The 24,716-nt window shown below is 64.9% G+C and carries 22 protein-coding genes and 1 tRNA gene; 16 read left to right on the top strand and 7 right to left on the bottom strand.

Annotated features, from left to right (window positions below; genetic code table 11):
• Complete coding sequence (locus VGR99_RS24240) at nucleotides 1–732, bottom strand: DUF3750 domain-containing protein (RefSeq protein ID WP_326902433.1); 732 nt, start codon at nucleotides 730–732, stop codon at nucleotides 1–3.
• A 135-nt stretch (nucleotides 733–867) separates the two neighbouring features.
• Entirely contained in the window at nucleotides 868–1,701 is an 834-nt protein-coding gene (locus VGR99_RS24235; RefSeq protein WP_326901982.1) for an IclR family transcriptional regulator, read from the bottom strand.
• 123 nt (nucleotides 1,702–1,824) lie between these two features.
• On the opposite strand from VGR99_RS24235, the gene VGR99_RS24230 reads away from it, so the two are divergent.
• From VGR99_RS24230 to VGR99_RS24190, 9 genes are all read left to right on the top strand, one after another.
• Entirely contained in the window at nucleotides 1,825–2,745 is a 921-nt protein-coding gene (locus VGR99_RS24230) for a dihydrodipicolinate synthase family protein (RefSeq protein WP_326901981.1), read from the top strand.
• 27 nt (nucleotides 2,746–2,772) lie between these two features.
• Nucleotides 2,773–4,218, top strand: coding sequence for an FAD-binding oxidoreductase (locus VGR99_RS24225; protein WP_326901979.1), 1,446 nt, complete (start codon nucleotides 2,773–2,775; stop codon nucleotides 4,216–4,218).
• Nucleotides 4,215–5,321: a four-carbon acid sugar kinase family protein gene (locus VGR99_RS24220; protein WP_326901977.1), complete on the top strand. Its 1,107-nt coding sequence runs from the start codon at nucleotides 4,215–4,217 to the stop codon at nucleotides 5,319–5,321. The genes VGR99_RS24225 and VGR99_RS24220 overlap by 4 nt, the downstream gene beginning before the upstream one ends.
• Complete coding sequence (gene pdxA, locus VGR99_RS24215) at nucleotides 5,318–6,346, top strand: 4-hydroxythreonine-4-phosphate dehydrogenase PdxA (RefSeq protein WP_326901976.1); 1,029 nt, start codon at nucleotides 5,318–5,320, stop codon at nucleotides 6,344–6,346. Before VGR99_RS24220 ends, pdxA begins: the two co-directional genes overlap by 4 nt.
• Before the next feature lie 16 nt (nucleotides 6,347–6,362).
• On the top strand, nucleotides 6,363–7,493 hold the full coding sequence (locus VGR99_RS24210; protein WP_326901975.1) for an iron-containing alcohol dehydrogenase: 1,131 nt from the start codon (nucleotides 6,363–6,365) through the stop codon (nucleotides 7,491–7,493).
• 55 nt (nucleotides 7,494–7,548) lie between these two features.
• Entirely contained in the window at nucleotides 7,549–8,520 is a 972-nt protein-coding gene (locus VGR99_RS24205) for a tripartite tricarboxylate transporter substrate binding protein (RefSeq protein ID WP_326901974.1), read from the top strand.
• A gap of 338 nt (nucleotides 8,521–8,858) precedes the next feature.
• A complete protein-coding gene (locus VGR99_RS24200) occupies nucleotides 8,859–9,179 on the top strand; it encodes a hypothetical protein (RefSeq protein ID WP_326901972.1) in 321 nt (106 codons plus the stop codon).
• An 18-nt stretch (nucleotides 9,180–9,197) separates the two neighbouring features.
• Complete coding sequence (locus VGR99_RS24195; protein WP_326901971.1) at nucleotides 9,198–9,539, top strand: hypothetical protein; 342 nt, start codon at nucleotides 9,198–9,200, stop codon at nucleotides 9,537–9,539.
• 169 nt (nucleotides 9,540–9,708) lie between these two features.
• Nucleotides 9,709–9,782: transfer RNA gene (locus tag VGR99_RS24190), tRNA-Gln, on the top strand.
• Nucleotides 9,783–9,861: 79 nt separating this feature from the next.
• Here VGR99_RS24190 and VGR99_RS24185 read toward each other — a convergent pair.
• Nucleotides 9,862–10,944, bottom strand: coding sequence for a DUF3616 domain-containing protein (locus VGR99_RS24185; protein ID WP_326901969.1), 1,083 nt, complete (start codon nucleotides 10,942–10,944; stop codon nucleotides 9,862–9,864).
• 213 nt (nucleotides 10,945–11,157) lie between these two features.
• Between VGR99_RS24185 and VGR99_RS24180 the strand changes: the two genes are divergently transcribed.
• From VGR99_RS24180 to VGR99_RS24155, 6 genes are all read left to right on the top strand, one after another.
• On the top strand, nucleotides 11,158–11,520 hold the full coding sequence (locus VGR99_RS24180; RefSeq protein WP_326902432.1) for a DUF1428 domain-containing protein: 363 nt from the start codon (nucleotides 11,158–11,160) through the stop codon (nucleotides 11,518–11,520).
• 339 nt (nucleotides 11,521–11,859) lie between these two features.
• Nucleotides 11,860–13,113, top strand: coding sequence for an ABC transporter substrate-binding protein (locus tag VGR99_RS24175; protein ID WP_326901968.1), 1,254 nt, complete (start codon nucleotides 11,860–11,862; stop codon nucleotides 13,111–13,113).
• Between the two features lie 66 nt (nucleotides 13,114–13,179).
• Complete coding sequence (locus VGR99_RS24170) at nucleotides 13,180–14,043, top strand: branched-chain amino acid ABC transporter permease (protein WP_080138070.1); 864 nt, start codon at nucleotides 13,180–13,182, stop codon at nucleotides 14,041–14,043.
• Nucleotides 14,043–15,014, top strand: a complete 972-nt coding sequence (locus VGR99_RS24165) for a branched-chain amino acid ABC transporter permease (protein ID WP_326901967.1) — start codon at nucleotides 14,043–14,045, stop codon at nucleotides 15,012–15,014. Before VGR99_RS24170 ends, VGR99_RS24165 begins: the two co-directional genes overlap by 1 nt.
• Nucleotides 15,004–15,771: an ABC transporter ATP-binding protein gene (locus VGR99_RS24160; protein ID WP_326901966.1), complete on the top strand. Its 768-nt coding sequence runs from the start codon at nucleotides 15,004–15,006 to the stop codon at nucleotides 15,769–15,771. Before VGR99_RS24165 ends, VGR99_RS24160 begins: the two co-directional genes overlap by 11 nt.
• Complete coding sequence (locus VGR99_RS24155; protein ID WP_326901965.1) at nucleotides 15,768–16,487, top strand: ABC transporter ATP-binding protein; 720 nt, start codon at nucleotides 15,768–15,770, stop codon at nucleotides 16,485–16,487. Before VGR99_RS24160 ends, VGR99_RS24155 begins: the two co-directional genes overlap by 4 nt.
• Here VGR99_RS24155 and VGR99_RS24150 read toward each other — a convergent pair.
• Nucleotides 16,469–17,155: a TetR/AcrR family transcriptional regulator gene (locus tag VGR99_RS24150; RefSeq protein ID WP_414645162.1), complete on the bottom strand. Its 687-nt coding sequence runs from the start codon at nucleotides 17,153–17,155 to the stop codon at nucleotides 16,469–16,471. The two genes, VGR99_RS24155 and VGR99_RS24150, sit on opposite strands and share 19 nt — an antisense overlap.
• Nucleotides 17,156–17,261: 106 nt before the next feature.
• On the opposite strand from VGR99_RS24150, the gene VGR99_RS24145 reads away from it, so the two are divergent.
• Nucleotides 17,262–19,550: an arylsulfatase gene (locus tag VGR99_RS24145; RefSeq protein ID WP_326901963.1), complete on the top strand. Its 2,289-nt coding sequence runs from the start codon at nucleotides 17,262–17,264 to the stop codon at nucleotides 19,548–19,550.
• A 4-nt stretch (nucleotides 19,551–19,554) separates the two neighbouring features.
• Here VGR99_RS24145 and VGR99_RS24140 read toward each other — a convergent pair whose 3' ends face one another.
• The 3 genes from VGR99_RS24140 to VGR99_RS24130 form a co-directional block, all read right to left on the bottom strand.
• Entirely contained in the window at nucleotides 19,555–20,124 is a 570-nt protein-coding gene (locus tag VGR99_RS24140; protein WP_326901962.1) for an invasion associated locus B family protein, read from the bottom strand.
• A gap of 64 nt (nucleotides 20,125–20,188) precedes the next feature.
• On the bottom strand, nucleotides 20,189–23,335 hold the full coding sequence (locus tag VGR99_RS24135) for an efflux RND transporter permease subunit (RefSeq protein WP_326901961.1): 3,147 nt from the start codon (nucleotides 23,333–23,335) through the stop codon (nucleotides 20,189–20,191).
• Nucleotides 23,332–24,504: an efflux RND transporter periplasmic adaptor subunit gene (locus tag VGR99_RS24130; RefSeq protein ID WP_326901960.1), complete on the bottom strand. Its 1,173-nt coding sequence runs from the start codon at nucleotides 24,502–24,504 to the stop codon at nucleotides 23,332–23,334. Before VGR99_RS24130 ends, VGR99_RS24135 begins: the two co-directional genes overlap by 4 nt.
• Nucleotides 24,505–24,716 lie beyond the last annotated feature (212 nt).

Below are 24,716 nucleotides of genomic sequence, written 5' to 3'. Positions count from 1 at the left end.
TTACAGGCCGGCGGCAACACCCAGTCGGCCGATGCCGGGTAGCTTGAGGGCGGGGCGCCTGATGTCGAGGCCGAGCACGGCGCCGAAGACATTGATCTCGAGTCCTTCGACCCAGCCGAGGGTGAGACCGAGGTAACCGGAGAGCGAGGCATAGAAGCCGGTGCGCGAGGCGGTCAGCCCGATCCATTGCCCGGAATAGGGATAATCCTTGCCGATGGCCGTCGGCGGCAGAACCGCGCGAAGTTCAGGCACGGCATTCAAAGTAGCTTGAACGAAGGTGTTCGAATTCGGTCCCGGCCAGGCGCTATAATCGCCGTAAGCTCGAAATTTGTAGGTCTCGATGACCAATCGGATCCTGGGAATGAAGAGCTCGGCCTGTGGTCCGTCGACCGCCACAACGGTCTCAGGCAGGGCGCCAAACCACCGTCCATCGGGCGCGAAGCCGTTGCTTCGGATCGGTTCGCCCCACGCCGTGTAGTCGTACCGGCTGTAGCTCGTTGCATCCTTTTCCTTGACGACGATCCATGTGTGGACGGCGAAGATGCTGCGCCACCGCACCGTTCGTGCCGCGTAGATCCGGATCAGGGCATCGGGATGGGAGGAGGCCGGAGGCAACAGGCCTGTGCTGGAACGGTCCGCCGTCTGCCAATTGCCGCGGCCATCGCCAAGCCAGTAATACCGCGCGGCTGATAGGCCGATCGGCACGAACAGAAGCATGAGAAAAATGAGCACGGCTTTTCGCAAGGGGGGCGGGTTCTGGGAGGAAGCCCTGACGATATAGGTTGCGAGCGGCCTTCCACAATGATGTTTGAAACTGAGATCATCAGGCGCGCGGCCGCACCGATCACATTCCGGAGAAAGCTGCCCTCAGCTCGACAATCCCGACTTGATCGCGAGATCCTGCACCTTGCTCGTCACCTGCATCAATCGCGGCAGCGCCTGGTCGCGGAAGGCCGGCATGTCCAAGCGCATCGCATCGACGGTGACGCTCAGGCCACCGACCACGAGACCCTGCGCGTCGAAGATCGGTGTGGCCAGCGTCCGCAAGCCGTAGGCGTTCTCGCCGTCGGAGACGGCATGGCCTTTCTTCTTCACCTGATCGAGCCGCGCGAGCAGGGCATCGAGATCGGTCAGCGTCCGCTCCGACAGTTTTACGCGGGGCCGTAACTCCAGCCGCGCGATCTGCTCGTCGCGGGCCAGATGCGCCAGCATGACGTGGCCAAGCGCAGCGCTGTAGGCGGGAATGCGCGTGCCCGGCCGGCGATCCATCTTGTGGCGGTCGAGGCCGGCGCCGATGCGCGCGAGATAGATCACGTCGCCGCCATCGAGGATGCCGAGTGACGCGGCATCGCCGACGTCGGGCACGAGATCGCGCAGCAGCGGTTCGACGATGGTCCGCAAGGATCCGTGCGACAGCACGGTGTAGCCGAGGTCGAGACAGGCAAGGCCCAGGCGGAACCGGCGGCTCTGCCGAATAGCCTGGAGATAGCCGAGCTCCACCAGGGTCTGGATCAGCCGGAACGCGGTTCCGCGGTCGAGATTGGCGCGTGCGGCAATCTCACTCAGGGTGAGCTCGAAAGACTCGCTGGTGAAGCTTTGGAGCACGCCAAACGCCTTGCCGACCGAAGCGACATAATTCTTGGGGTTCTTTGGGCTAGCTTCAGCTTTGCGCTTCGCGGCCTTCTTTTGCACCTTGGCCATGCTGGAATGCCCCGCCATGACAGCATCGCCCTTGACGCGGGAGCGCGCTGATTTTACGACAAGATCAGCAAATAACAAATGTTCGCATTCCGAACAACATCGTTCTGGCGATCGGAGGAAGTTTTGTCGACATCATCGCTCCACCCTCATGGCGTGTTCTCCGCCGCATTGACGCCGCTCGACGCCGAACTCGCGCCCGATCACGCGCGTTTCGTGGAGCATTGCCGCTACCTCCTGGACGAAGGCTGCGACGGTATCGCGATGCTCGGCACGACCGGCGAGGCCAACTCCTTCTCGGTGGCCGAGCGCACCGCGCTGCTCGAGGCGGTGGTGGCCGCCGGTATCGCGCCGCAGCGGCTTCTGCCCGGCACGGGCGTTGCCGCGCTCACCGACACCATCGCGCTGACGCGTCACGCGCTTTCGGTCGGCGTCGACACAGTGGTGATGCTGCCGCCGTTCTATTACAAGAACGTCACCGACGACGGCATTTTCGCTTCCTACAGCGAAGTGGTGCAGCGTATCGGCGATGCGCGCCTGAAAGTCGTCCTCTATCACTACCCGCAGATGTCGGCACAGCCGATCTCGCATGCGCTGATCGAGCGGCTGCGCAAGGCTTATCCCGCGATTTTCACCGGCATCAAGGATTCATCCGGCGACTTCGCCAACATGACCGCGATGGTGGAACGCTTCCCCGGGTTCGCGGTCCTCGGGGGCGCCGATCCGTTGATGCTGCCGCTGCTGCGCAAGGGCGGCGCCGGCTGCATCACGGCGACATCCAATGTCGTCGCGCGCAGCCTGGCCTATGTCTACAAGCATTTTGGCGACGGCGATGACGACCCGGCGCTGAAGGCGGCGCAGGCGCGGATCGTGAAGGGCCGCGAGCTGGTCTCGCGCTTCCCGCAGATGGCCTCGTTGAAGGCGCTGGCGGCCGATCGCACCAAGCATGCCGGTTGGCAGCGCCTGCGGCCGCCGCTGGAATCCCTGCAGCCGGACCAGCTGAAAGAGCTGCTCGCGAATGCTGCGGCATTCGCAGCCTCCGCCTAGGTTCGGTACGGACGACGAGGCGATCCGATGTCCGACACTTTCCAGGATGCGCTGTCCGGGCTTGCCGCGATCGTCGGCGACAAACACGTCATCGCGTCCGGAGCCGACCAGGAGCCCTATGTCGTGGACTGGCGCGGGCGCTATCACGGCCGCGCGGTTGCAGTGGTGAAGCCAGGCTCGACCGAAGAGGTCTCGTCCGTCGTCAAGTTCTGCGCCGAAAGGCAGCTCGCGATCGTGCCGCAGGGCGGCAACACCGGCATGTGCGGAGCGGCGACGCCCGATGACCGGGCGGGCAATGTCGTGATCCGGCTCGATCGCATGCGCGCCGTGCGCAACGTCAGCCCGCTCGCCAACACGATCACGGTCGAGGCCGGCTGCATCCTCGCCGAGGTGCAGAACGCGGCGAAAGCCGTCGATCGCTACTTTCCGCTGAGCCTCGGCGCCGAGGGCTCCTGCCAGATCGGCGGCAACATCTCGACCAATGCCGGCGGCACGGCCGTGCTCCGCTACGGGCCGACGCGCGATCTCGTGCTTGGTCTTGAGGTCGTGCTGCCGGACGGACGCATCTTCAACGGCTTGCGGGCGCTGCGCAAGGACAATACCGGCTATGCGCTGAAGCAGCTCTTCATTGGTGCGGAGGGCACGCTCGGCATCGTCACCGCGGCGGTGCTGAAGCTGTTCGCGCCGACGCGCAGCTCGGCCCTGGCGCTACTGAAGTTGCAAGGCGTCGAGCAGGCGCTCGAGATCATGGCGCGCCTGCGCGGCGCGGTTGGCGACCGGCTCGGCAGCCTCGAGATCATGTCACGCTCGCAGATCGAGGCGATCGCCGCGACCGTGCCGCATGTGACCATTCCCTTCGAGCTGACGACGCCGTGGTATCTGATCGTCGAATTGACCGACACGCTTGCCGGCGTCGATCTCGACGAGCCTCTCGCCACGGTGCTCGCGGATGCGATGGAGGCCGGGCTCGCTGAAGACGCCATCCTGGCGACCAGCCTTGCGCAGGCCAAGGCGATCTGGGCCGTGCGGCACAGCGTGTCCGAAGGCAACAAGCGCAGCGGCTATGTGGTGTCACATGACAGCGTGGTGCCGCTGGAGCGCCAGGCGGCCTTCGTCAACAATGTCGAGGCCCGGATCAAGGCCGCCGTGCCGCATGCGAATGTGGTGATGCATGGCCATATCGGCGACGGCAACATCCATGTCGTGGCCCTGATCGATCGCGTGCATTGCCAGGACCCGGAGGCGACCGCGAAGCTGGTGTCCGAGATCAACGAGATCGTCGACGACGAGACCGCGGCGCAGGACGGGGCGATCAGCGCCGAGCACGGCATCGGCATCACCAATCGCGGCCGGCTGGCGCGCGTCGCCGACCCGCTCGACCTCGAGCTGATGCGCGATATCAAGAAGTTGCTCGATCCGAACGGCCTGATGAATCCCGGCAAGATTTTCGCCGGGGGAGGCCTGCAACGATGACGAGCGTCCGCCTGCTCGCCGACGATCTCACCGGTGCACTCGATACCGCGGCGGAGTTCGTCGGCCTGTGCGGACCGTTCGACGTCACATGGGCGGATGCTCCTGCAACGCTGGGCACGCAGAGCTTCGCGATCGATACCGGGACCCGCGAGCGATCCAGGGCCGAGAGCGTCGAGATCGTCGGACGGCTGGCGCCGCAACTTCAAGGCGCGAGTATCGCCTACAAGAAGGTCGACAGCCTTCTGCGCGGTGCGTGGGCGGCCGAGCTTGGTGCCTGCCTGCGGGGCGGCCAATGGGCCTCCTGCGTGGTGGCGCCGGCCTTCGACTATCAGGGGCGCCGCACCGCAGGTGGCCAGCAATTCGCGCGGGGCCAGAATGGCGAGTGGCATCGCGTCGGCGATAACCTGCTGGATCAACTCAAGCAAGACGGCATCGAGGCACGACTGGCCGACGCTGACACGCTGTCGCAAGGCGGTGTTCAGGTGTTCGATGCCGAAAGCGACTTTTGTCTCGACCGCGTCGTCGAGATGGCGCGGCGCATGCCTGGGCCGGTGCTTTGGTGCGGCAGCGGCGGATTGGCCGGTGCACTCGCGCGCAGTCACCGCGCCGATGCCCCGTCTGAATTGAGGCGACCGGTGCTAGGGTTATTCGGCTCCGACCAACCTGCCACCGCTTCCCAGCTTGCCGCCTGTGGCGAAGCCACCATCGCGCTGGGCGAAGGCGAGGGGGGCGCCGGCGTTCAGCGCAAGCTGGCCGACGACGGTGTAGCCTTGGTTCAGTTCGCGCTTCCGGATGGCTTGGCGCGCGCCGAAGCGGCGCAGCGGATCGCGCGCGAAATGTCGGCGCTGATCGCGGCGCTCGAACCGCCGGGGACGCTGATCGTCGCCGGCGGCGAGACCTTGAAGGCCGCATGTGTTGCCCTTGACGCACACGCCCTCCAGGTGACAGGGCGTATCGTTCCCGGATTGCCGCGCTCGATCCTGCAAGGCGGGCGCTGGGCCGGGGTCGACGTCATCTCGAAATCCGGCGCATTCGGTCCCAGCGAGCTGTGGCGCGACCTGCTCCGGGACAATCATCTGCTCAGAATGGAGAGTCCGATATGACCTCTCGTCATCTTGCCATCACCATGGGCGATCCCGCCGGGATCGGGCCGGAGATCATCGTCAAGGCCTGTGTCGGGTTGAGGGACAGGATCGCAAAGGGTGATCTGCGCCTGCTGGTGATCGGCAGCGGCGCGGCGCTCGATGGCGCGAAGGCTGCGCTCGGCGCCGACGTGGCGATCCCGGAGGTCACCGCCGACGATCGTGAATGGCCCAATCTCTGCTATCTGCAGGCCGACGCCGAAGGCGATCCGATCAAGCCGGGCGTGCTCAGCGCCGACGGCGGTCGCTTCGCCTACAAGGCGATCGAGCAGGGCGTGCGCCTGACACAGGCCGGCCGGACCGCGGCCATCGTCACCGCGCCGCTGAACAAGGAAGCCCTGAACAAGGCCGGCTATCATTTCCCCGGCCATACCGAGATGCTGGCGCATCTCACCGGCGTGCGCGGCTCGGTGATGCTGCTCGCCCACGGCAACATGCGCGTCAGCCATGTCTCGACCCATGTCGCGCTGGAGGACGTGCCGAAGCGCCTGACGCCGGAGCGGCTGCGCATGGTGATCGATCTCACCAACGATGCCTTGCTGCGGCTCGGCATCGCGAGGCCGAAGATCGCGGTCGCTGCACTCAATCCGCATGCCGGCGAGGGCGGTCTGTTCGGCCGCCAGGACATCGACGTGTCGGCGCCGACGATCGCGAAAGCAGTCGCCGACGGCCTCGATGTCGTCGGGCCGGTGCCTGGCGACACCATCTTCGTCAAGCTCCGCGCGGACCAGTATGACGCCGCGGTCGCGATGTATCACGACCAGGGGCACATTCCCGTCAAGCTGCTCGGCTTCCAGGTCGATCCCGCGACCGGGCGCTGGCAGGAGCTCTCCGGCGTCAACATCACGCTGGGCCTGCCCATCATCCGCACCTCCGTCGATCACGGCACCGCCTTCGACATCGCCGGCAAGGGCATCGCCAACGAGCACAGCCTGATCGAGGCCATCGACTATGCCGAACGGCTGTCGGCTGGCGCATCCAAGTGACGAGATCGAACGCACAATGACCAACGCTTTCAGGCCCATCGAAATCCAACGTCCCGCCATCCTGGAGTTCGGCAACGGCACGATCGGTGCTGCGGCGCGCTTCGCCGAGCGGATCGGCGCCAGGCGGCCGCTGGTGATTTCCGATCCGTTCAATGCGCGCCGCGTCGACACGCTGGCGCTGCCGGGCGCGGTGAAAGTGTTCGGCGACGTCAAGCCCGAGCCGGACCTGCCCAATCTGGAGAAGGCGGTGGCGATGGCGAAAGAGGTCAAGCCAGACCTCGTCGTGGGCTTCGGCGGCGGCAGCGCGATGGATCTCGCCAAGCTGGTCGCGGTGCTCTGCACCAGTGACGTGGCCTTTGCCGACATCGTCGGGCCCGAGAAGGTCGCTGGCCGCAGCGTGGCGCTGATGCAGATCCCGACCACGTCGGGCACAGGCAGCGAGGCCGGCACCCGCGCGCTGGTCACCGATCCCGTCAGCCAGAACAAGCAGGCGGTGCAGAGCCGCTTCATGATGGCCGATATCGCCATCGTCGATCCCGACCTCACCATGACCGTGCCGAAGGAGGTCACCGCGGCAACCGGCGTCGATGCGCTGGCGCATTGCGTCGAGGCCTATACCAGCCGCAAGGCGCATCCGGCGATCGACCTCTATGCGCTCGAGGGCGCGCGGCTGGTCGGCCGCTATCTCGCGCGCGCGGTGGCCGACGGCGACGACCGCGAGGCGCGCGCCGGTCTTTCCCTGGCATCGCTCTATGGCGGCTATTGCCTCGGGCCCGTCAACACCACCGCGGGCCATGCCGTGGCCTATCCGCTCGGCACGCGCCATCACGTCGCGCACGGGCTCGCCTGCGCGTTGATCTTCCCGCACACGCTGGCCTTTAACATGCCGGCGGTGGAGACGAAGACGATGGCCGTGCTCGGCGCGCTGGGGCTGCCGGAGCGCAGCGATCCCAAGCATGCCTTCGACGCCACTTACGGGTTCTGCAAGAATCTCGGCATCGAGATGCGACTGTCCGCGCTCGGCGTGCCCAAAAACGATCTCGGCGTGATGGCCGACGAGGCGCATGCCATCCGGCGCCTGCTCGACAACAATCCGCGCGATTTGAGCCGCGATGCGATCCTGAAAATGTACGAGGTCGCGTTCTGAGATCTCTGCGGCGCGCCGCAGCCAATCAACAACAGTGAAAGTGGAGGAAACTTCGATGAGATCGATGTGGCTTGGTCTTGTGTCGGCAGTGCTGCTGGCGACGTCACCGGTGCAGGCGCAGGAGGGGTATCCGTCCAAGCAGGTGACGGTGATCGTTCCCTTCGCCGCGGGCGGCACCGCTGACATCTTCGCGCGCATGGTCTCGAACCATTTGCAGATCAAGCTCGGCAAGCCCTTCGTGGTCGAGAATGTCGGCGGCGCCGGCTCGATCCTCGGCGTGACGCGGCTCGCCAAGTCGGCGCCCGACGGCATCACGCTTGGTCTCGCCAGCACCTCCGCGCTCGCGATCAACCCGTCGCTCTACGGCCCGAAGCTTAGCTACCAGCCGGACAAGGACCTGACGCCGGTTGCCCAGATCAGCGTCGTGCCCAACGTGCTCGTCGTCAATCCCAACAAGGTCAAGGCGCGCACCGTGCCGGAGCTGATCGCTTTCCTCAAGGCGAACCCGGACAAGGTCTCATTCGGCTCGGCCGGCGTCGGCACCTCGCAGCATCTCGCCGGCGAGCTGTTCCAGCAGATGACGGGCACCAAGATGGTGCACGTGCCCTACAAGGGCTCCAGCCAGATGCTGACGGATCTCCTCAGCGGCCAGATCGATCTCGCCTTCGACAACGTGCCGCTGCTGCTGCCGCAGGTGAAGACCGGCCAGCTCGCGATGCTCGCGACCGCAACACCGAAGCGTGCGGATTTCGATCCGCAAGTGCCGGCCGTCGCCGAATTCCTGCCCGGCTTCGAGGCCGTCGCCTGGCACGGCTTCTTCGTGCCGGCGGGTACGCCGAAACCGATTGTCGAAAAGCTCTCGGCCGAGATCCGCGCCTTCATGCAGCAGCCGGAGACGGTGCAGAAGATGGCCGAGCTCGGCGCCTCCGCGGTCGCGATCGATTCCGAACCCTTCAAGGCCTACATCGCCTCCGAGACCGAGCGGTGGAAGAAGGTGATCGAGGCCGCGAACATCAAGCTGGAGTAGGGCGAGGGGCCTGCCCGGCCCGGGGGCATGGCTCTCGGGCACGAGCCTCCAGCCGGGGTTAGGAAAGCTGGATCGAAATCGGCAAGCGATAGGCTGCGCAGGAGAATTCCGCAGCCATTGCAACGAGATGCTATTCTTTCTTCAAGTCAGCCCGCCGGTCCCGCGGAAGGGTTTCCCGCAGCCGATCGACCAGCGTGAGCGGCCGGCGCCTCCGGCCGTCGCCGGGCGGATTTGCGACCGCGTCGAATTCACGGGCAATTCACGTTCGGTTTCGCCTCGCCCGCCATGTTGCGCCCGCGACTGAAGGATCGCGCAACTTGGCGAAGGAGACGCGTGTCATGACCGTCCTGCTGAGAAACACCTTTAGGGCCTGGATCGACCGTGCGCCGGGCGCGCCGCCCAAGCTGGTCATGACCGGCGACGTGCGTGTCCCGACCGATGGCTGGCAGGCCCGGCTGACCAAGCGGACGCCGCAGGGCATCAATCCGAAGATACTGATCCTGGACGTGAGCGCCGACCAGCCCGCCGGCGCGGCGCAGGAGCAGATCACCACGATCCCGCTGCGCTACGAGGAGAGCCCGCCGCAGGACGAATACGGTCAGGTGATGATCGCAAACGGCCGGGGCGAGATCGTCGTTAACATCGGGCGTCCGCACTGATCCGGGCCGGGTAGGGCCTTGATCCAGATCAAATGCGGGTTTGCGCCCGCGTTGTTAGCCTTACCGGTCAAGGTTGACGGGACATCGTGCTCACACCGGCGTCCCAATCGCTCTATTTTGGATATCCGAAGAACAACCCAATTTTTTGAGAGTACGATGTCTCTTTCCGTTGAATTGATCGTCCAAGGATATGTGCGGCTGAAAGATCGCGATGCGCTCCACGATATTCTGGCGCACCGGCAGGACCTCCTGCGGCAGCTGGTCTCGGTCACCGGCGTCGACCCAACGCAGGCCATCGCGCAGGTCAATGAAGAGATCACGATCATCGAAGCCGGGCTCGCAACGATCGCGCCGGAATAGTCCTGTTCCGGCCAAGCCGCGGGTCAACAGCTCCTTGCACCGCAGCGCTTGCCAGCCCAGATGCGAGCGGGTAGAACGCTGCCACGCCTGAGCCGTGATTTGCGCCAAACGCGCTTCCGGCCACAGTTGGACAAATCATCAAGTCATTGAATTTGTTCGACTATTCCGTTGGGGAATGGTGTAACGGTAGCACAACAGACTCTGACTCTGTTTGTCTTGGTTCGAATCCAGGTTCCCCAGCCAACTCTCCGGCCAGCATTTACCCAAGATCTGCAGCGCGCCCGGCCTGCGAGCTCAGGGCCTCGTCACCGACAGCGAGCCGTCATTTCGGCGCCGGCAGGGTCAACGCCCGGAAAGATTTATCGGGCCTTTTCGCGTCCTTGCACGTCCCGCTGCCATCGTCGGACAGCAGCATCATGTTCGGGCTGCCCGGAATCGCAAACACTGCTTCGGGCGTGAATTTTTTGGGGACTACCACGTCCTTCATCCTGACCGGCTTGGTGTCGTTCTCCTGGCCACTCCAGGTGTACAGTGCGAACGGCGGCGTGATCTTCGAATCCTTGGCGTCCTGATGGGGGCCGGCGACGATGACGTAGGTGTCGTTGATCCGCTCGATGCTGCGGATGCCGCGTCCTTTGAGTTTCTTCAGCTGCCATGATTTGCCGAACTTGGGCTTGTTGCCGTCCAACACCTCGGCCGGATTGTCGAGACGGATCACCACGGCTTTTTTGCCGGGACGCGGATTGCGGAATCCGATCAGGAGATGGCCATCCGGCGTCGCAGCGAGGCCCTCGATGTTGAACCCCTTCTTCGATTCCGGGGGCGGCCCTTTTTTCTTGTCGGGCGCGTAAGTCTTGGCAGGCTTCAAGTCCTCTAGCGCCTTGTCAGCGAACATGTCCTCGCGCAAGTTCGTGTAGACCGCCGGCTTCTTCCGGTCGGCCGTAGAATTCACCGGCTCGAGGCGAGGCCCCGCCGGATCAGGCACAATTCGTGTTGCGAACAAGCGCGCACGGCTCGGTTCGGCATGTCCCTTGGAATCGCGGCCGTGCGAGCTGATCCAGTAGATGCGATCGCCGATCCGCGCGGCGCCCTCGATATCTGCTTCCTTGTAAGCCGGCTGGCCGTCCGGTCCGGGTTGTTTCTTCTTCAACGGCGCGTCGAGGAACCCATCGAGATTGAGCCCCACAGCTTCCGGCTTTCCGATCTCGTAGACGTTGAGGACATTGCCGTCGTCGTCAGCGACGGCAAAACGATTTTGATCGAGTGCGACCGCAGCCGAGCCGTCGCAAGCGCCACGATAGGTGACGATATCGCCGACGGCTTGTGCGGCTGCCGGTTCGACAGCCATGCCCGATGAAAAAGAGGTGATGAGCAGCAGGCGCAATGCGTGAGCAATCCGGGCCATGCGCAATTCCTCAAAACAAGGAATAAAAAGCAAAAATGCACCTGCATCGCAAGGGTGTCAAATCACGCCTCGCAACCGGCAAGTGCGTCGGATCGTCTCATGCGCCCGCACACCGCCGCTCGCGACGGTTTGCCTCATCTGAAATCACATTGCCGCCGTCGGATTGCCGCGCCGCCGGTCGTCCTTGGGAGACACAACCCGAGGAGATCCATGATGCCCTATGTCGATGGTTTCGTGCTGGCCGTGCCGAAGAACAGGATCGAGGCCTACAAGGCCCTGGCGAAAACGGCCTGTGCGGTCTGGATGGAGCACGGCGCGCTCGACTACGTCGAATGCATCGGCGACGACGTGCCCTATGGCGAGCTGACATCGTTTCCGCGCGCGGTGCTGGCGAAGGAGGACGAGGTCGTCGTGTTCGCCTGGATCGTCTACCGCGACCGCGAGACCCGTGACGCCGTCAACAAGAAGGTGATGGCCGATGATCGCTTCCACGGGCACGATATGCCGTTCGACGGCAAGCGCATGATCTATGGCGGCTTCACGACGCTGCTGAGGGCGAGCGACGTGGTCAGTTGAGGATGTGGCAGGGGACCCGTAGCCCGGATGAGCGAAGCGATATCCGGGTGGTACCCCGGTTGCCCCGGGGCATCGCTGCGCTCGCCCGGGCTACGATTCCGGTCGGTCGCTGCAGTTGTTGTGCTCTCGGTGAACCACGCCAGATAGAACGCGGCGCGCATGTGCGCGCGTAATCGATGCCGGCCGATGCAGCATCGTGGCAATCCGTTTCACCTTGCCGGTATCCGGCTGACATGCCATCCTACGGCGAGCCAGGCATAAACAAACGGAAGCAGGCGCTTAAGCCGACAGCTTCCAAAAAATCTTGGTTGGGGAAACCCTTTTGGGAGGTCTGATTTCATGAATTTGAAGCACGCTACAGGGCTGCTTTGCGCGGCCGCGATGTCGCTTTCGCTCGTCTCCGGCGCGCAGGCGCAGGACAAGGTCGTCAAGATCGGCGTGATCATGCCGATGTCCGGCGGCACCGCCTCGATCGGCGCGCACGCCAAGGCGGCGCTCGATGTCGCCACCGATATCATCAACAACGCCCACCCGGAGCTCGGCAACTTCCCGCTGGCCAAGAATGCCGGTCTTGCCGGTCTCGGCGGCGCCAAGGTCGAGGTGATCATCGCCGACAACCAGGGCAACCCGGCAACCGGCCAGAACCAGGCACTGCGCCTGATCACGGAAGAGAAGGTCGCCGCGGTGTTCGGCTCCTATCAGTCCGGCGTGACGCTGACCTCGAGCGCGATCGCCGAGAAATACGGCGTTCCCTTCCTGAACTCCGAGTCGGTCGCCGCCAATCTCACCGAACGCGGCTTCAAATGGTTCTTCCGCACCACGCCGATCGCGACCGATTTCGCCAAGATCTATGTCGACTTCCTCGCCGACATCAAGGCGCAGGGCGCCAAGACCGACAGCGTCGCGCTGGTTCATGACAACACCGAATACGGCACCTCGGTCGCGAACACGATCGCCGGCGCCTTCAAGGAGAAGGGCCAGCCGATCGCGCTCGACGTCGCCTATCCCGTCAACGCGACCGACCTGCAGGGACAGGTTCTCCAGCTCAAGGACAAGAAGCCCGACGTCGTCATCATGATCAGCTACACGTCGGACGCGATCCTGTTCGCCAAGACCATGCAGTCGCTCGACTACAAGCCGGCCGTGCTGCTCGCCGACGACGCCGGCTATTCCGATCCGTCCTTCACCAAGGCGGTCGGCAAGATCTCGCAAGGCGTGTTCAACCGCTCGTCCTGGGTGGTGGGGCCGTCGGGCTCGCCGTCCGCCATCATCGCCGACATGTACAAGAAGAAGAGCGGCGAGGAGATGGATGACACGGTCGCGCGCCAAATGCAGGGCTTCTTCGTGCTCGCCGACGCCATCGACCGCGCCGGCTCGACCGAGCCCGCCAAGATCCAGGCCGCGCTGAAGGCGACGGACCTGAAGCCCGAGCAGCTCATGATCGGCTACAAGGGCGTGAAGTTCGACGACAAGGGCCAGAACATCCTTGCCTCCGGCGCCATCATCCAGCTTCAGGATGGCGAAAACTATGTCGCGGTGTGGCCGAAGGCCAATGCCGAGAAGCCGCCGGTGCTGCCCTACAAGGGCTGGTGAAGGTTTTGATGGCGGGGCCGTGCGCCCCGCCATTCCCGGAATGATTTGATCAGAGCAACGCGGCTCATGTCCTTTGTCCTCGTGCAGGTGATCGTCGGCGGGCTTCTGCTTGGCGCCGTCTACGCCCTGTTTTCCTCCGGCCTCACACTGGTGTGGGGCATGATGAACATCGTCAATTTCGCGCATGGCGATTTCGTCATGCTCGGCATGTACGTCGCCTATGTCGTCTACACGCTGATGGGCGGCGGGCCGATCCTCGGCGCGCCGCTGGCGACGCTGGTGCTCGCCACCCTCGGTGTCGTCGTCTATTTCGCCCTGATCCGCGGCATCATGAAGGGGCCGATGCTGGCGCAGATCCTCGGCACCTTCGGGCTGGCGCTGCTGCTGCGCTATTCCGTGTTCTGGTGGTTCGGCGCCAATTTCCTGTCGATGCCGCCGAACATCGTCGGCGGCACCTATGCCTTCGCCGGCCTGCGCATCGAGGCCTCCAGGCTGCTGGCCGGCGTCGTCGCGCTGCTGGTGACGCTCGGCCTGCATCTGCTCCTGACGCGCACCTCGCTCGGCTCGAAGATGCTGGCGGTGGCGGAGGACCAGACCGCGGCCCAGCTAATGGGCATCCGGCCCGACACCATGCAGGCGATCGCCTGGGCGATTGCGGCCGGCGCCACCGGCCTTGCCGGTGCGCTGATCGCGAACTTCTTCTACATCGTGCCGACGGTCGGCGAGACGCTCGGCATCGTCGCCTTCGTCACGGTGTCGCTCGGCGGTTTCGGCAGCGTGCCGGGTGCGCTCGTCGCGGGGCTTCTGATCGGCGTGATCGAGTCGCTGTCGGGCTATCTGATCGGCGCGATCTACAAGGACATCGTCGTCTACGTGCTGTTCCTGTTCTTCCTCTGGTTCCGGCCGCAGGGCCTGATGGGGAAGATGTGATGCGGCGCTGGATCTGGCTCTCGGTCGTCGCAGCCTTTGCGATCGCCTATCCGCTGCTGCTGTCCTCGCCGTTCCAGCAGCGCCTCGGCGCACTGGTGCTGCTCTACGCCATCGCGGCGTCGGCCTGGAACATCGTCGGCGGCTATGCCGGGCAGGTCTCGGTCGGCCATGTCGTGTTCTTCGGCTGCGGCGCCTATGCCGCGATGGGCTCCTACGCCAAGTTCGGCCTGTCGCCTCTGTTCGGCATTCCCGGCGGCATCGTGCTGGCGGTGGGCCTCGCCGCGATCGTCGGCGTGCCGACGCTGCGGCTCTCGGGCCATTATTTCAGCATGGCGACGATTGCTGTGGCCGAGACGATGCGGCTGATCGTCACCAACACCGAATGGCTGGGTGCAGCCGTCGGTCTTTCGGGGCCGACCGTGCCGCGCAACGTCTTCGATCTCTCGTTCCTGTCGTCGCTGCCGTACTACTATCTCTTCCTGCTCGTGCTCGTGATCACGCTGCTCATTACCTGGTGGATGACCAACAGCCGGATGGGATTTTACCTGCGCGCGATCAAGGATTCCGAGCGCGCCGCGCGCTCGCTCGGCGCGCCGGCCAGCCGCACGAAGCTTTACGCCTACATGCTGAGCGCTGCGCTGACGAGCGTTGCTGGCGCGCTCTATGCGATGATGTTCGGCTTCGTCGATCCCGAGTCCGGGCTCGGCATCCTGATTTCGGTGAAGATCCTGATCATGGCGGCGCTGGGCGGGGCAGGGCTGCTGTTCGGGCCGCTGGTGGGGGCCGCGATCCTCGTGCCGCTGGAGGAGATCTCCAACAGCTGGCTCGGCGGCAAGGGCGCAGGCCTCACCTTCGTGGTCTATGGCGCGATCATCGTGCTGATCGCGCGTTTCCAGCCGGGCGGCCTGCTCAGCCTGTTCACACGGCGCAGCAAGACAAAGTCCGAGAAGGGAGCAAGCCATGCTCCTTGAGGCGCGCGGGATCACCAAGGCATTCGGCAGCTTCAAGGCGGTGGACGACGCCTCCGTCACGCTGGAGCAGGGCGACATTCTCGGCCTGATCGGCCCGAACGGCGCGGGCAAGTCGACCTTCTTCAATTGCCTCACTGGTGACCTCAAGACCACCTCGGGACGCGTGCTGTTCGAGGGGACCGATATCACCGACTTCGCACCGGAGCAGCGCGCCGGACTCGGGCTCGCGCGCACCTTCCAGGTGCCGCAGACCTTTGAAGGTATGACGGTGCTCGAGAACGTCATGATCGGCGCGTTCCTGCGCACCTCGCATCGCAAGGAGGCCGAGAGCAAGGCGCGCGCGGTGCTGGAGCGCGTCGGCATGAGCAGGCTGGCGGAAGCGCCGGCGCGCTCGCTCGGCACGCCCGGCCGCAAGCGGCTGGAGATCGCCCGCGCGCTCGCGACCGAACCAAAAGTGTTGCTGCTCGACGAGGCAATGGCCGGGCTCAACGCACATGAGGTCAAGCTCGCCATCGATCTCGTCCGCGACATCCACCGCTCCGGCATCACGCTCGTCATCGTCGAGCACATCATGGAAGTGATCATGTCGCTCGCCAGCCGCGTGATGGTGTTTCACCAGGGCAAGGAGATCGCCCGCGGCTCGCCGCGCGAGGTCACGTCCAACCCGGCGGTGATTGCGGCCTATCTCGGCACGCGCGCCGCCAAGGCGGCCGCCGGCCATACGCCGGTCGAGCTGATGGGCGGGCCCGACCTATGAGTGGAGCGCTGCTGCGGATCGAGCACCTCGAGGTGCGCTATGGCGACCTCATCGGGGTCTCCGATGTCTCGCTGGAGGTGCCGGAGGGCAGCGTCGTCGCGCTGCTCGGCTCCAATGGCGGCGGCAAGACCACGACGCTGAATGCGATCGCGGGTCTCATTCCCGTGCATGCCGGCTCGATCAGCTTTCGCGGCGAGGAGATCGCCGGCCAGAAGGCCTTTTCCATCGTGCGCAAGGGGCTGGCGCTGTCGCCGGAGGGCTGGCGGCTGTTCGTGCAGCAGAGCGTCGAGAACAACCTCATGCTCGGCGCGACGCCGCTGCACGACAAGTCGCGCCAGGCCACGCTGCTGGAGCGCGTCTACGAGATCTTCCCGCGCCTGAAGGAGCGCCGCAACCAGCGCGCCGGCACCATGTCCGGCGGCGAGCGGCAGATGCTCGCGGTCGGTCGCGCGCTGATGAGCGATCCGAAGCTGCTGATGCTGGACGAGCCCTCGCTGGGCTTGGCTCCGGCAGTGGTCGAATCCATGTACGAGACTTTCGGCCGCCTGCATCGCGAGGGCCTGACCATCCTGCTCGCCGAGCAGTCGATCGAGCTCGCGCTGGAAGTCTCGGATTTTGCGACCGTGCTTCAGGTCGGAAAGAGCGTGCTGTCGGGCACAGCCGCCGCACTTGCGGAGGATCCGCAGGTGCAGAAGGCCTATCTCGGCGTGGACTGATCGATCTCCGCCTTGAGCAGCAGCGACAGGCAGCCGGCCAGTCGCGTCTCCATCTCTTTCGACGAAAGCGTCAGCGGTCCGGGATCGTTGAGGATCGCATTCACCAGCGTGCCCAGGACGACCTGGAAGCCGAACGCGATGGTGCGGGTCTTGGCGGCCTTGCGGCCCTTGCCCATGGCGGGGAGCAGGAGAGGGGTGGCGCGCGCGGTCGTCGCCTGGGCGAGCGCCTTGAACGGCGTCCATTTGTCCGGGCGGGTGTCGTCATGCTGAAGCGCGGCGCGCAATACGCCTTCATGGTCGCGCATCCAGGCCACGATGCCGCTGATGACGGTCTGGCAAAGCTTGTCGAGGCTCGTATTATCCGCTGAGGGCCGCCTGATGTCGCCCAGCCGCTGCTCGCCGTCGCGCGCGGCCAGCGCCATCAGCGCATTGAAATAGGCCTCCTTGCTGTCGAAGCGGCTGTAGAAGGCGCCGACGGTGGCCCCGACCTCGGTGCAGAGCGCTTCGATCGAGAGCTCGGCGAGGCTGCGGGTTCGCAACATGTCGGCGCCGGCGCGCAGCAGCGCCAGCGTGGTCTCGCGGCTGCGCTTCTGCCGCGACGGGGCGACGCCGGGCAGGTCGAAGTCGCGGGCCTCGGGCTCCGCAAATGGCCGCATCCGTGCTTGCATCCGTCCTAAATCATAATCATAATTCGGATTATAATTTAGAGTAAGGCTGGCCGCGGGTCAACTGTGGCAGCCGGGGCAACACGCCCGAGGCATCAGGGAGGAGCAGATGAGCGCAGGCAGCACCGCGCCGTTCGGCGGCACCGTTGGCAAGACGGTTGCGGAGTCGAAACCCTGGTGGCCTGAGGCGGCGAGGCCGCCCGCGGGCGCGCCGAACATCCTGGTCGTGCTGTTCGACGATGTCGGCTTCTCCGATTTCGGCTGCTACGGCTCGGCGATCAGGACGCCGACCATCGACAGGCTCGCCGCCGAGGGCCTGCGCTACTCCGGCTTCCACACCACCGCGATGTGCTCGACGACGCGGGCGGCACTGCTGACCGGGCGCAACCATCATTCCGTCGGCGTCGGGTGCCTTGCCAATTTCGATTCCGGCTATCCCGGCTACCGCGGCAAGATCGCGCGCGAGGCGGGGACGCTCGCCGAGATGCTGCGCGTGCACGGCTATCGCAACTACATGGTCGGCAAATGGCACGTCACGCCGTTGACCGAGAGCGGCGCCACCGGCCCGTTCGACGGTTGGCCTTTGGGGCGCGGTTTTGACCGCTTCTACGGCTTCCTCGACGCCGAGACCGATCAATACGCGCCCGAGCTGGTCTCCGACAACACGCACATCGATCCGCCGGGCACCCACGCCGACGGATATCATCTGACCGAGGATCTGATCGACCAGTCGATCCGTTTCATCGGCGATCACGTCGCCGATCGCCCTGACGTTCCCTGGCTGACCTGGGTCGCGCTCGGCGCCTGCCACGCGCCGCATCAGGCGCCCGCCGACATCATCCGCGGCTACGACGCCTCGTTCGCGCATGGCTGGGACGTCGAGCGCGAGCAGCGTCTCGCCCGCCAGAAGACGATGGGACTTGTGCCGGAGGGGACGCGAATGCCGCCGCGCAATGACGGCGTGAAGGCCTGGGAGGAGCATTCCGCCGACGAGCGCCGCGTCTTCACGCGCCTGCAGGCGGCTTTCGCCGGCATGCTCGATCATTCCGATCGTCATCTCGCGCGCCTTGTCTCGTTCCTGGAGACGGCCGGCATCCGCGACAACACCGTGATCATCGTGATGTCCGACAACGGCGCGAGCCAGGAGGGCGGCCCGCTCGGCTTCGTCAACGCGATGGGTCCCTTCAACTTCAAGCCGGAGCCGATCGCCGAAAAGCTCTTCCGTATCGACGATATCGGCGGTCCCGACACGCACAGCAATTTCCCGCACGGTTGGGCCATGGCCTCGAACACGCCGCTGCGCCGCTACAAGCAGAACACCCATGGCGGCGGCATTCGCGATCCCTTCGTCATCAACTGGCCGAAGCGGATCGCAGCCAAGGGCGAACTGCGGCACCAGTTCGTGCATGCCTGCGACCTCACGCCGACGCTGCTCGAACTCATCGGCATCGAATCTCCGACGGCGATCGCGGGCTGTCCCCAGATGCCGCTCGAAGGCGAGAGCTTTGCGCGATCGATCAACGATGCCTCCGCGCCCTCAAAACGCTCGCCGCAATATTTCGAGATGTTCGGCCATCGCGGCCTCTGGCAGGCGGGCTGGAAGGCGGTCGCCTTCCATCCCTCGGGCACCCCGTTCGAGAACGACAAATGGGAGCTGTTCCATCTCGACGAGGATTTTTCGGAGACCAATGATCTCGCGGCGAAAGAGCCGGAGCGTCTCGCGGCGATGATCGCGACGTGGTGGGCGGAAGCCGAGAAGCACAAGGTGCTGCCGCTCGACGATCGTTTCGGTCCGCGCTTTGCCGAGAATGCCGCGCGCTTCCACGGCGCGCGCCACCATTTCGTCTTCCACGCCGGCATGGGCCATGTGCCGACGGATGTCGCGCCCGACGTACGCAGCCGCAGCTATACGATCGAGGCGCATGTCGAGATCGGGGAGGCGGGCGCGGACGGCGTGCTGATCTCGCATGGCGATGCGACGTCGGGCTACAGTCTCTACGTCAGGGATGGTCACCTCGTGCACGACCTCAACATCGGCGGCAGCCACCAGATCGTTCGCTCCGATCGCAAGGTGTCCTCAGGCGCGCGGCGGCTCGGGGTTCACGTCGAGCGTCTCGTGCGCAAGGAGCCTCCGGCCAAGGGCTCGCGCACCGGCGTCACCGAATACACGCTGCTGATCGACGGCGAGCCGGCGGGGGCGCTCCAGACCCAGCTCGGTTTCCACACGCTGATCTCGTGGTCCGGCCTCGACATCGGCCGCGACCGCGGCAGCCCCGTCTCGCATTACGAGGCGCCGTTCGAGTTCGAGGGAAAGCTGCTCCGCGTCACCGTCACCATGCACAGCGACCAGAAGCTTGACGGCGATGCCGTCGGCAATGCGCAGATGGCGCGGCAGTAGGCCCTTACTTGATCTTGTCGTAGGCGGCGGCGAAGTCGCCGAGCGGCATCGGGATCGCGATCGTCTCCTTGCCCATGTTCTGGAAGGAGACCTTCAGCTGCTTGCCCGATCGCAGGGCCGCGAGCAGGTCCGCCGCGATCGGCGTCGAGGCGTAGCAGCCGCGGTTCTCGCAGGTCTGGATCTGGAGGTCGACGGTCTTGCCCTCGTCGACCTGGAGCTTGGCGCCGACGGGCAGATTGAGGCCGAGCGGCAATTGCAGCAGTGCGATCGGCGTGCGGGTGTCGGGCGCGATGCGGATGTTGATCAGGACGATGGTCTGGCCGGTCTTGGTCAGCACCGCGTTCTGCTCCATCGCGCATTCGAGCGGCGCATCGCGGCTGACGCTGGTGCAGCGCACGACCCAGCCGGCCTGCTGCGCCTGGGCCGCGTCACCCTGCGGCTGCGTTGGCGCCGGCGCGGGCTGTGCCGCAGCGGGGGGCGCTGCATTCTTCTTGGCGCCCTGCTGGGCGTACGCGGCGCCGGTCGAGAGCAGGAGGGCGGCGGCGAGGGCGGCAAGTCTGGATTGCATGAGCATGGCGAAACCGCGTTGGCGTGAACCGGGGGCTTCGCTGTAGCGTCGCGGGGGCCGCGGCGCAAGTTTACTCGGCGGCTTGCTTAACGGCGCCGTGCTCGGAGACCTCGTGGCCTTCGTCGTCATCCGAACGGCCCCAACCGGAGAACCAGTTGTTGAGCTTGTCCAGATAGAGATAGACGACGGGCGTGGTGAACAGCGTCAGCGCCTGGCTCACGATCAGGCCGCCGACCATGGCGTAGCCGAGCGGCTGGCGGATTTCGGCGCCGGTGCCGTGGCCGAGCATCAGGGGCACGCCGCCGAGCAGCGCGGCCATCGTCGTCATCATGATCGGGCGGAAGCGGAGCAGCGCAGCCTGCCGGATCGATTCTTCCGGCGTCTTGTGGTGATCGCGTTCCGCGGCAATCGCGAAGTCGACCATCATGATGCCGTTCTTCTTCACGATGCCGATCAGCAGGATGACGCCGATCAGCGCGATCAGGCTGAATTCGAATCCCGCCGCCATCAGGATCGCGAGCGCGCCGACGCCGGCCGAGGGCAGGGTCGACAGGATCGTGATCGGGTGGATGTAGCTCTCGTAGAGAATGCCGAGGATCAGATACACCACGACGAGCGCGGCGAGGATCAGCAGCGGCACGGTGCCGAGCGACTGCTGGAACGCCTGCGCGGTGCCCTGGAAGCTCGAGTTCAGCGTCGGCGGCGCACCGAGATCGGCCATCGCCTTCTGCACGGCCTCGGTGGCCTGGCCGAGCGCGACGCCTTGCGCGAGGTTGAAGCTGATCGTGATCGCCGGGAACTGGCCCTGGTGGCTGATCGAGAGCGGGCGGACCGGATCGGTGGTCCAGGTCGCGAAGGTCGACAGCGGCACCTGGTCGCCGGTCAGCGGCGATTTCACGTAGAGCTTGTTCAGGCTGTCGAGGTTTCCTTGCAGCTCCGGCAGGATCTCGAGGATCACCTTGTAGGTGTTGAGCTGGGTGAAATACTGCGTGACCTGGCGCTGCCCGAAAGCGTCATACAGCGTGTCGTCGATCAGCTGCGGCTGGATGCCGTAGCGTGCGGCGGTGTCGCGGTTGATCTTGAGCTGGACCGTGGTGCCCTGCGTCTGCTGGTCGGTCGCAACGTCGCGCAACTGCGGCAGCGTCTGCATCTTGGCGAGGATCTTCGGCGCCCAGTCGTTGAGCTCGGCGAGATCGGCGTCCTGCAGGGTGAATTCGAACTGTGTGCGCGTCGGCCGGCCGCCGAGGCGGACGTCCTGGGCCGCCTGCATATAGAGGCGGGCGCCGGACACCTTCTCGAGCTTGGGACGCAGGCGCGCGATGATCTGCTGTGCCGAGGCGTCGCGCTGATCACGCGGCTTCAAGGTGATGAACATGTTGCCGTTGTTGCCGGCGCGGCCGCTGCCGCCGATGTTCATCGCGATCGTGGCGACGTCGGGGTCCTCCATCACGATCTTGCCGAGCTCGACCTGGCGCCGCTGCATCTCCGCGAAGGAGATGTCCTGCGAGGCTTCCGAGGTCGCGGTGATCAGGCCGACGTCCTGCTGCGGAAAGAAGCCCTTCGGGATCAGCACGAACAAATAGACCGACAAAGCGAGCGTGGCGAAGAAGATCACGAGCGTGGTGCGCCGCCAGGCGAGGGCGAGGTCGAGCACATGTTCGTAGCCGCGCAGCATGGCGTCGAAGCCGGCTTCGCTCCACTTGTAAAACTTGCCGTGGGTGACCTCGCCATGGGAGCGCAGGAACCGCGAGGCCATCATCGGCGTCAGCGTCAGCGACACGAACATCGAGACGAAGATGGTCATCGCCAGCACGACGGCGAATTCGCGGAACAGGCGGCCGATGATGCCACCCATCAGCAGCAGCGGGATCAGCACCGCGACCAGCGAGATACTGATCGAGATGATGGTGAAACCGATTTCCTTGGAACCCCGGAAGGCCGCCGCCATCGGCGATTCGCCTTCCTCGATATAGCGCGTGATGTTCTCGAGCATCACGATGGCGTCGTCCACCACGAAGCCGACCGCGATGGTGAGCGCCATCAGCGACAGATTGTCGAGCGAATAGCCGGCCACCCACATCAGGGCGCACGCGCCTAATAGCGCCAGTGGAACCGTGATGGTGGGAATGACCGTTGCCCAGAAGCTGCGCAGGAAGATGAAGATGACCATGACCACCAGGGCGATGGTCAACAGCAGCGTGAACTGGACGTCCTCGACAGCGGCACGGATGGTTGTGGTGCGGTCACTGATCAGCTCGATCTTGATCGCCGGCGGAATCGCCGCGACGAGGCGGGGCAGGGTCGCCTTGATCCGGTCGACTGTCTCGATGACGTTGGCGCCCGGCTGCTTGAAGATCACCAGGAACACGCCGCGCTTGCCATTGGCCCAGGCCGCCTGCTTGGCGTCTTCGGCGCCACTGACCGCCTGTCCGATGTCGCGAATTCTTAAAGGGCCGCCGTTGCGATAGGCGATGATGACGTCGTTCCAGTCCTTGGACTGGGTCAGCTGGTCGTTGGCGTAGATCGTATAGGCGCGTTTGGGCCCGTCGATATTGCCCTTGGGACTGTCGACCGTGGTGATCGCGATCTGGCTGCGCACGTCCTCCATCGACAGACCCTTGGCGACGAGCTTCGCCGGGTCGATCTGAATCCGGATGGAGGGTTTCTGCTGGCCGCCGATGAAGACCTGCGCCACGCCCGAGAGCTGGCTGATCTGCTGGGCGAGCTGGGCGTCGACCGCGTCGCTGACGCTGGTCAAGGGCAGCGTGTCCGACGTCGCCGACAGCAGCAGGATCGGCGCGTCAGCCGGGTTGACCTTACGATAGGTCGGCGGTGAGGGCAGGTTCTTCGGCAACTGGCCGCTGGCGGCGTTGATGGCGCCCTGCACGTCGTTGGCCGCGCCGTCGATGCTGCGGTTGAGGTCGAACTGAATGGTGATCGACGCGGTGCCCAGATAACTCGTCGAGGTCATCTGCGCGATGCCGGGGATCTGGGCGAACTGGCGCTCCAGCGGCTGCGCCACCGACGAGGCCATCGTCTCGGGGCTGCCGCCCGGCAGATTGGCGGTGATCTGGATGGTCGGGAAGTCCACCTGCGGCAGCGGCGCGACCGGCAGCAGGGGGTAGGCGACGAGACCGACAAAGAGAATGCCGGCCATCAGCAGCGAGGTGCCGATGGGATAACGGATGAAAGGTGCCGAAATCCCGCCCTCGGTCATTCCTGTCGTACCTTGCTCTGGGCCGGATCCGAACTTGCCACCGCCGTCGAGACGAGGCTTCCGGGCTGAACCTTGAATTGGCCGCCGGTGATCACCTGCTGACCAGGGGTCAAGCCTTCATCGACGACCGAGCGTCCGTCAATGGCGTAGCTGACCTTGATCTTGTGCACCTCGGCCTTGTTGTCCTGATTGACGGTATAGGCGTAGAGGCCGTTGGTCGAATGCTGAACCGCATCATCCGGAACCACGGTGGCATCTTTCAACGTGCGCACCAGAAGGCGCGTCGAAACCGACTGGCCCGGCCACAGCGTGTGTTCCTTGTTGTCGAACACCGCCTTGAGGCGAATAGTCCCGCTGGTCGTGTCGACCTGGTTGTTGATGACCGAGAGCTTGCCTTCGGCCAGCGTCTTCTTGCCGTCGGTGCTGAAGGCAATCACCTTGAGGGCCGCGGCCTTCTGACCCTCGCTGATATAAGGGAGCTGATCCTCGGGCGCGGTGAAGATCACCGTGATCGGCTCGACCTGCGTGATCGTGACGATGCCCGTCTGCGTCGAGGCGTTGACGATGTTGCCGACGTCGACCAGACGCAGGCCGGCGACGCCGGTGATCGGCGCCTTGATCTGGGTGTAATCGAGCTGGGTCTGCGCGTTGGAGATCGCGGCCTCGTCGGCGGCGATCTGCGCGGTGAGCTGGGCGACGGTGGAGCGCTGGGTGTCGACCCGCTGCGCGGTGGCGAATTCGCCGAGCTTCATGGCGCGCTGGAGCTCGAGATTGGCGTTGGCCAGATTTGCCTCGTCCTGCGCCTTCTTGGCCTTGGCCTGGTCGAGCGCGGCTTGATAGGGACGGGGATCGATCGAGGCGAGAAGCTCGCCCTCTTTGGTGATCTGCCCTTCCGTGAAGGCGATCTTGTCGATCTGGCCATCAACCCTGGAGCGGACCTGGACGGTGTTGAAGCCCTGAACCGTGCCGAGACCGGTCAGATAGACCGGAAAATCGACTTTTTGGACCGGCGCAACGCTGACCGGGATGGCGGATGGGCGAGGCGGACCCTTTTGTGCTGTCTGGGCTTTCCCGGCGTCTGGCGAGCCGTATTTCTGCCAACCATAGTAACCCGCGGTGGCCACGGCCGCGATGACGACAATCCAAACTATCGGCCGTGATTTTTTCATATCGGCTCGTTGGCTCGTATGCCCAAAACTACGAATTGTGGGGCAATCATAGGGTTCCAGCGCGCTTGTATAATACACGCCAAGTTCCAGTGTAAACAGCACTATGGGTCGAGAATCCTAAACAATTGGAAAGCTTTGCACTGTCTAGGCAGCTCCGTGTCACTACGGTGTGCAGTGCTGCATTTTCCCGATGCGAACGATCTGCGTGCAAA

The organism is Bradyrhizobium sp., assembly GCF_035935975.1.
Lineage (GTDB): Bacteria > Pseudomonadota > Alphaproteobacteria > Rhizobiales > Xanthobacteraceae > Bradyrhizobium.
The sequence above is the reverse complement of the archived record's forward strand: the minus strand, read 5'-3'. Positions and strand labels throughout refer to the sequence as shown.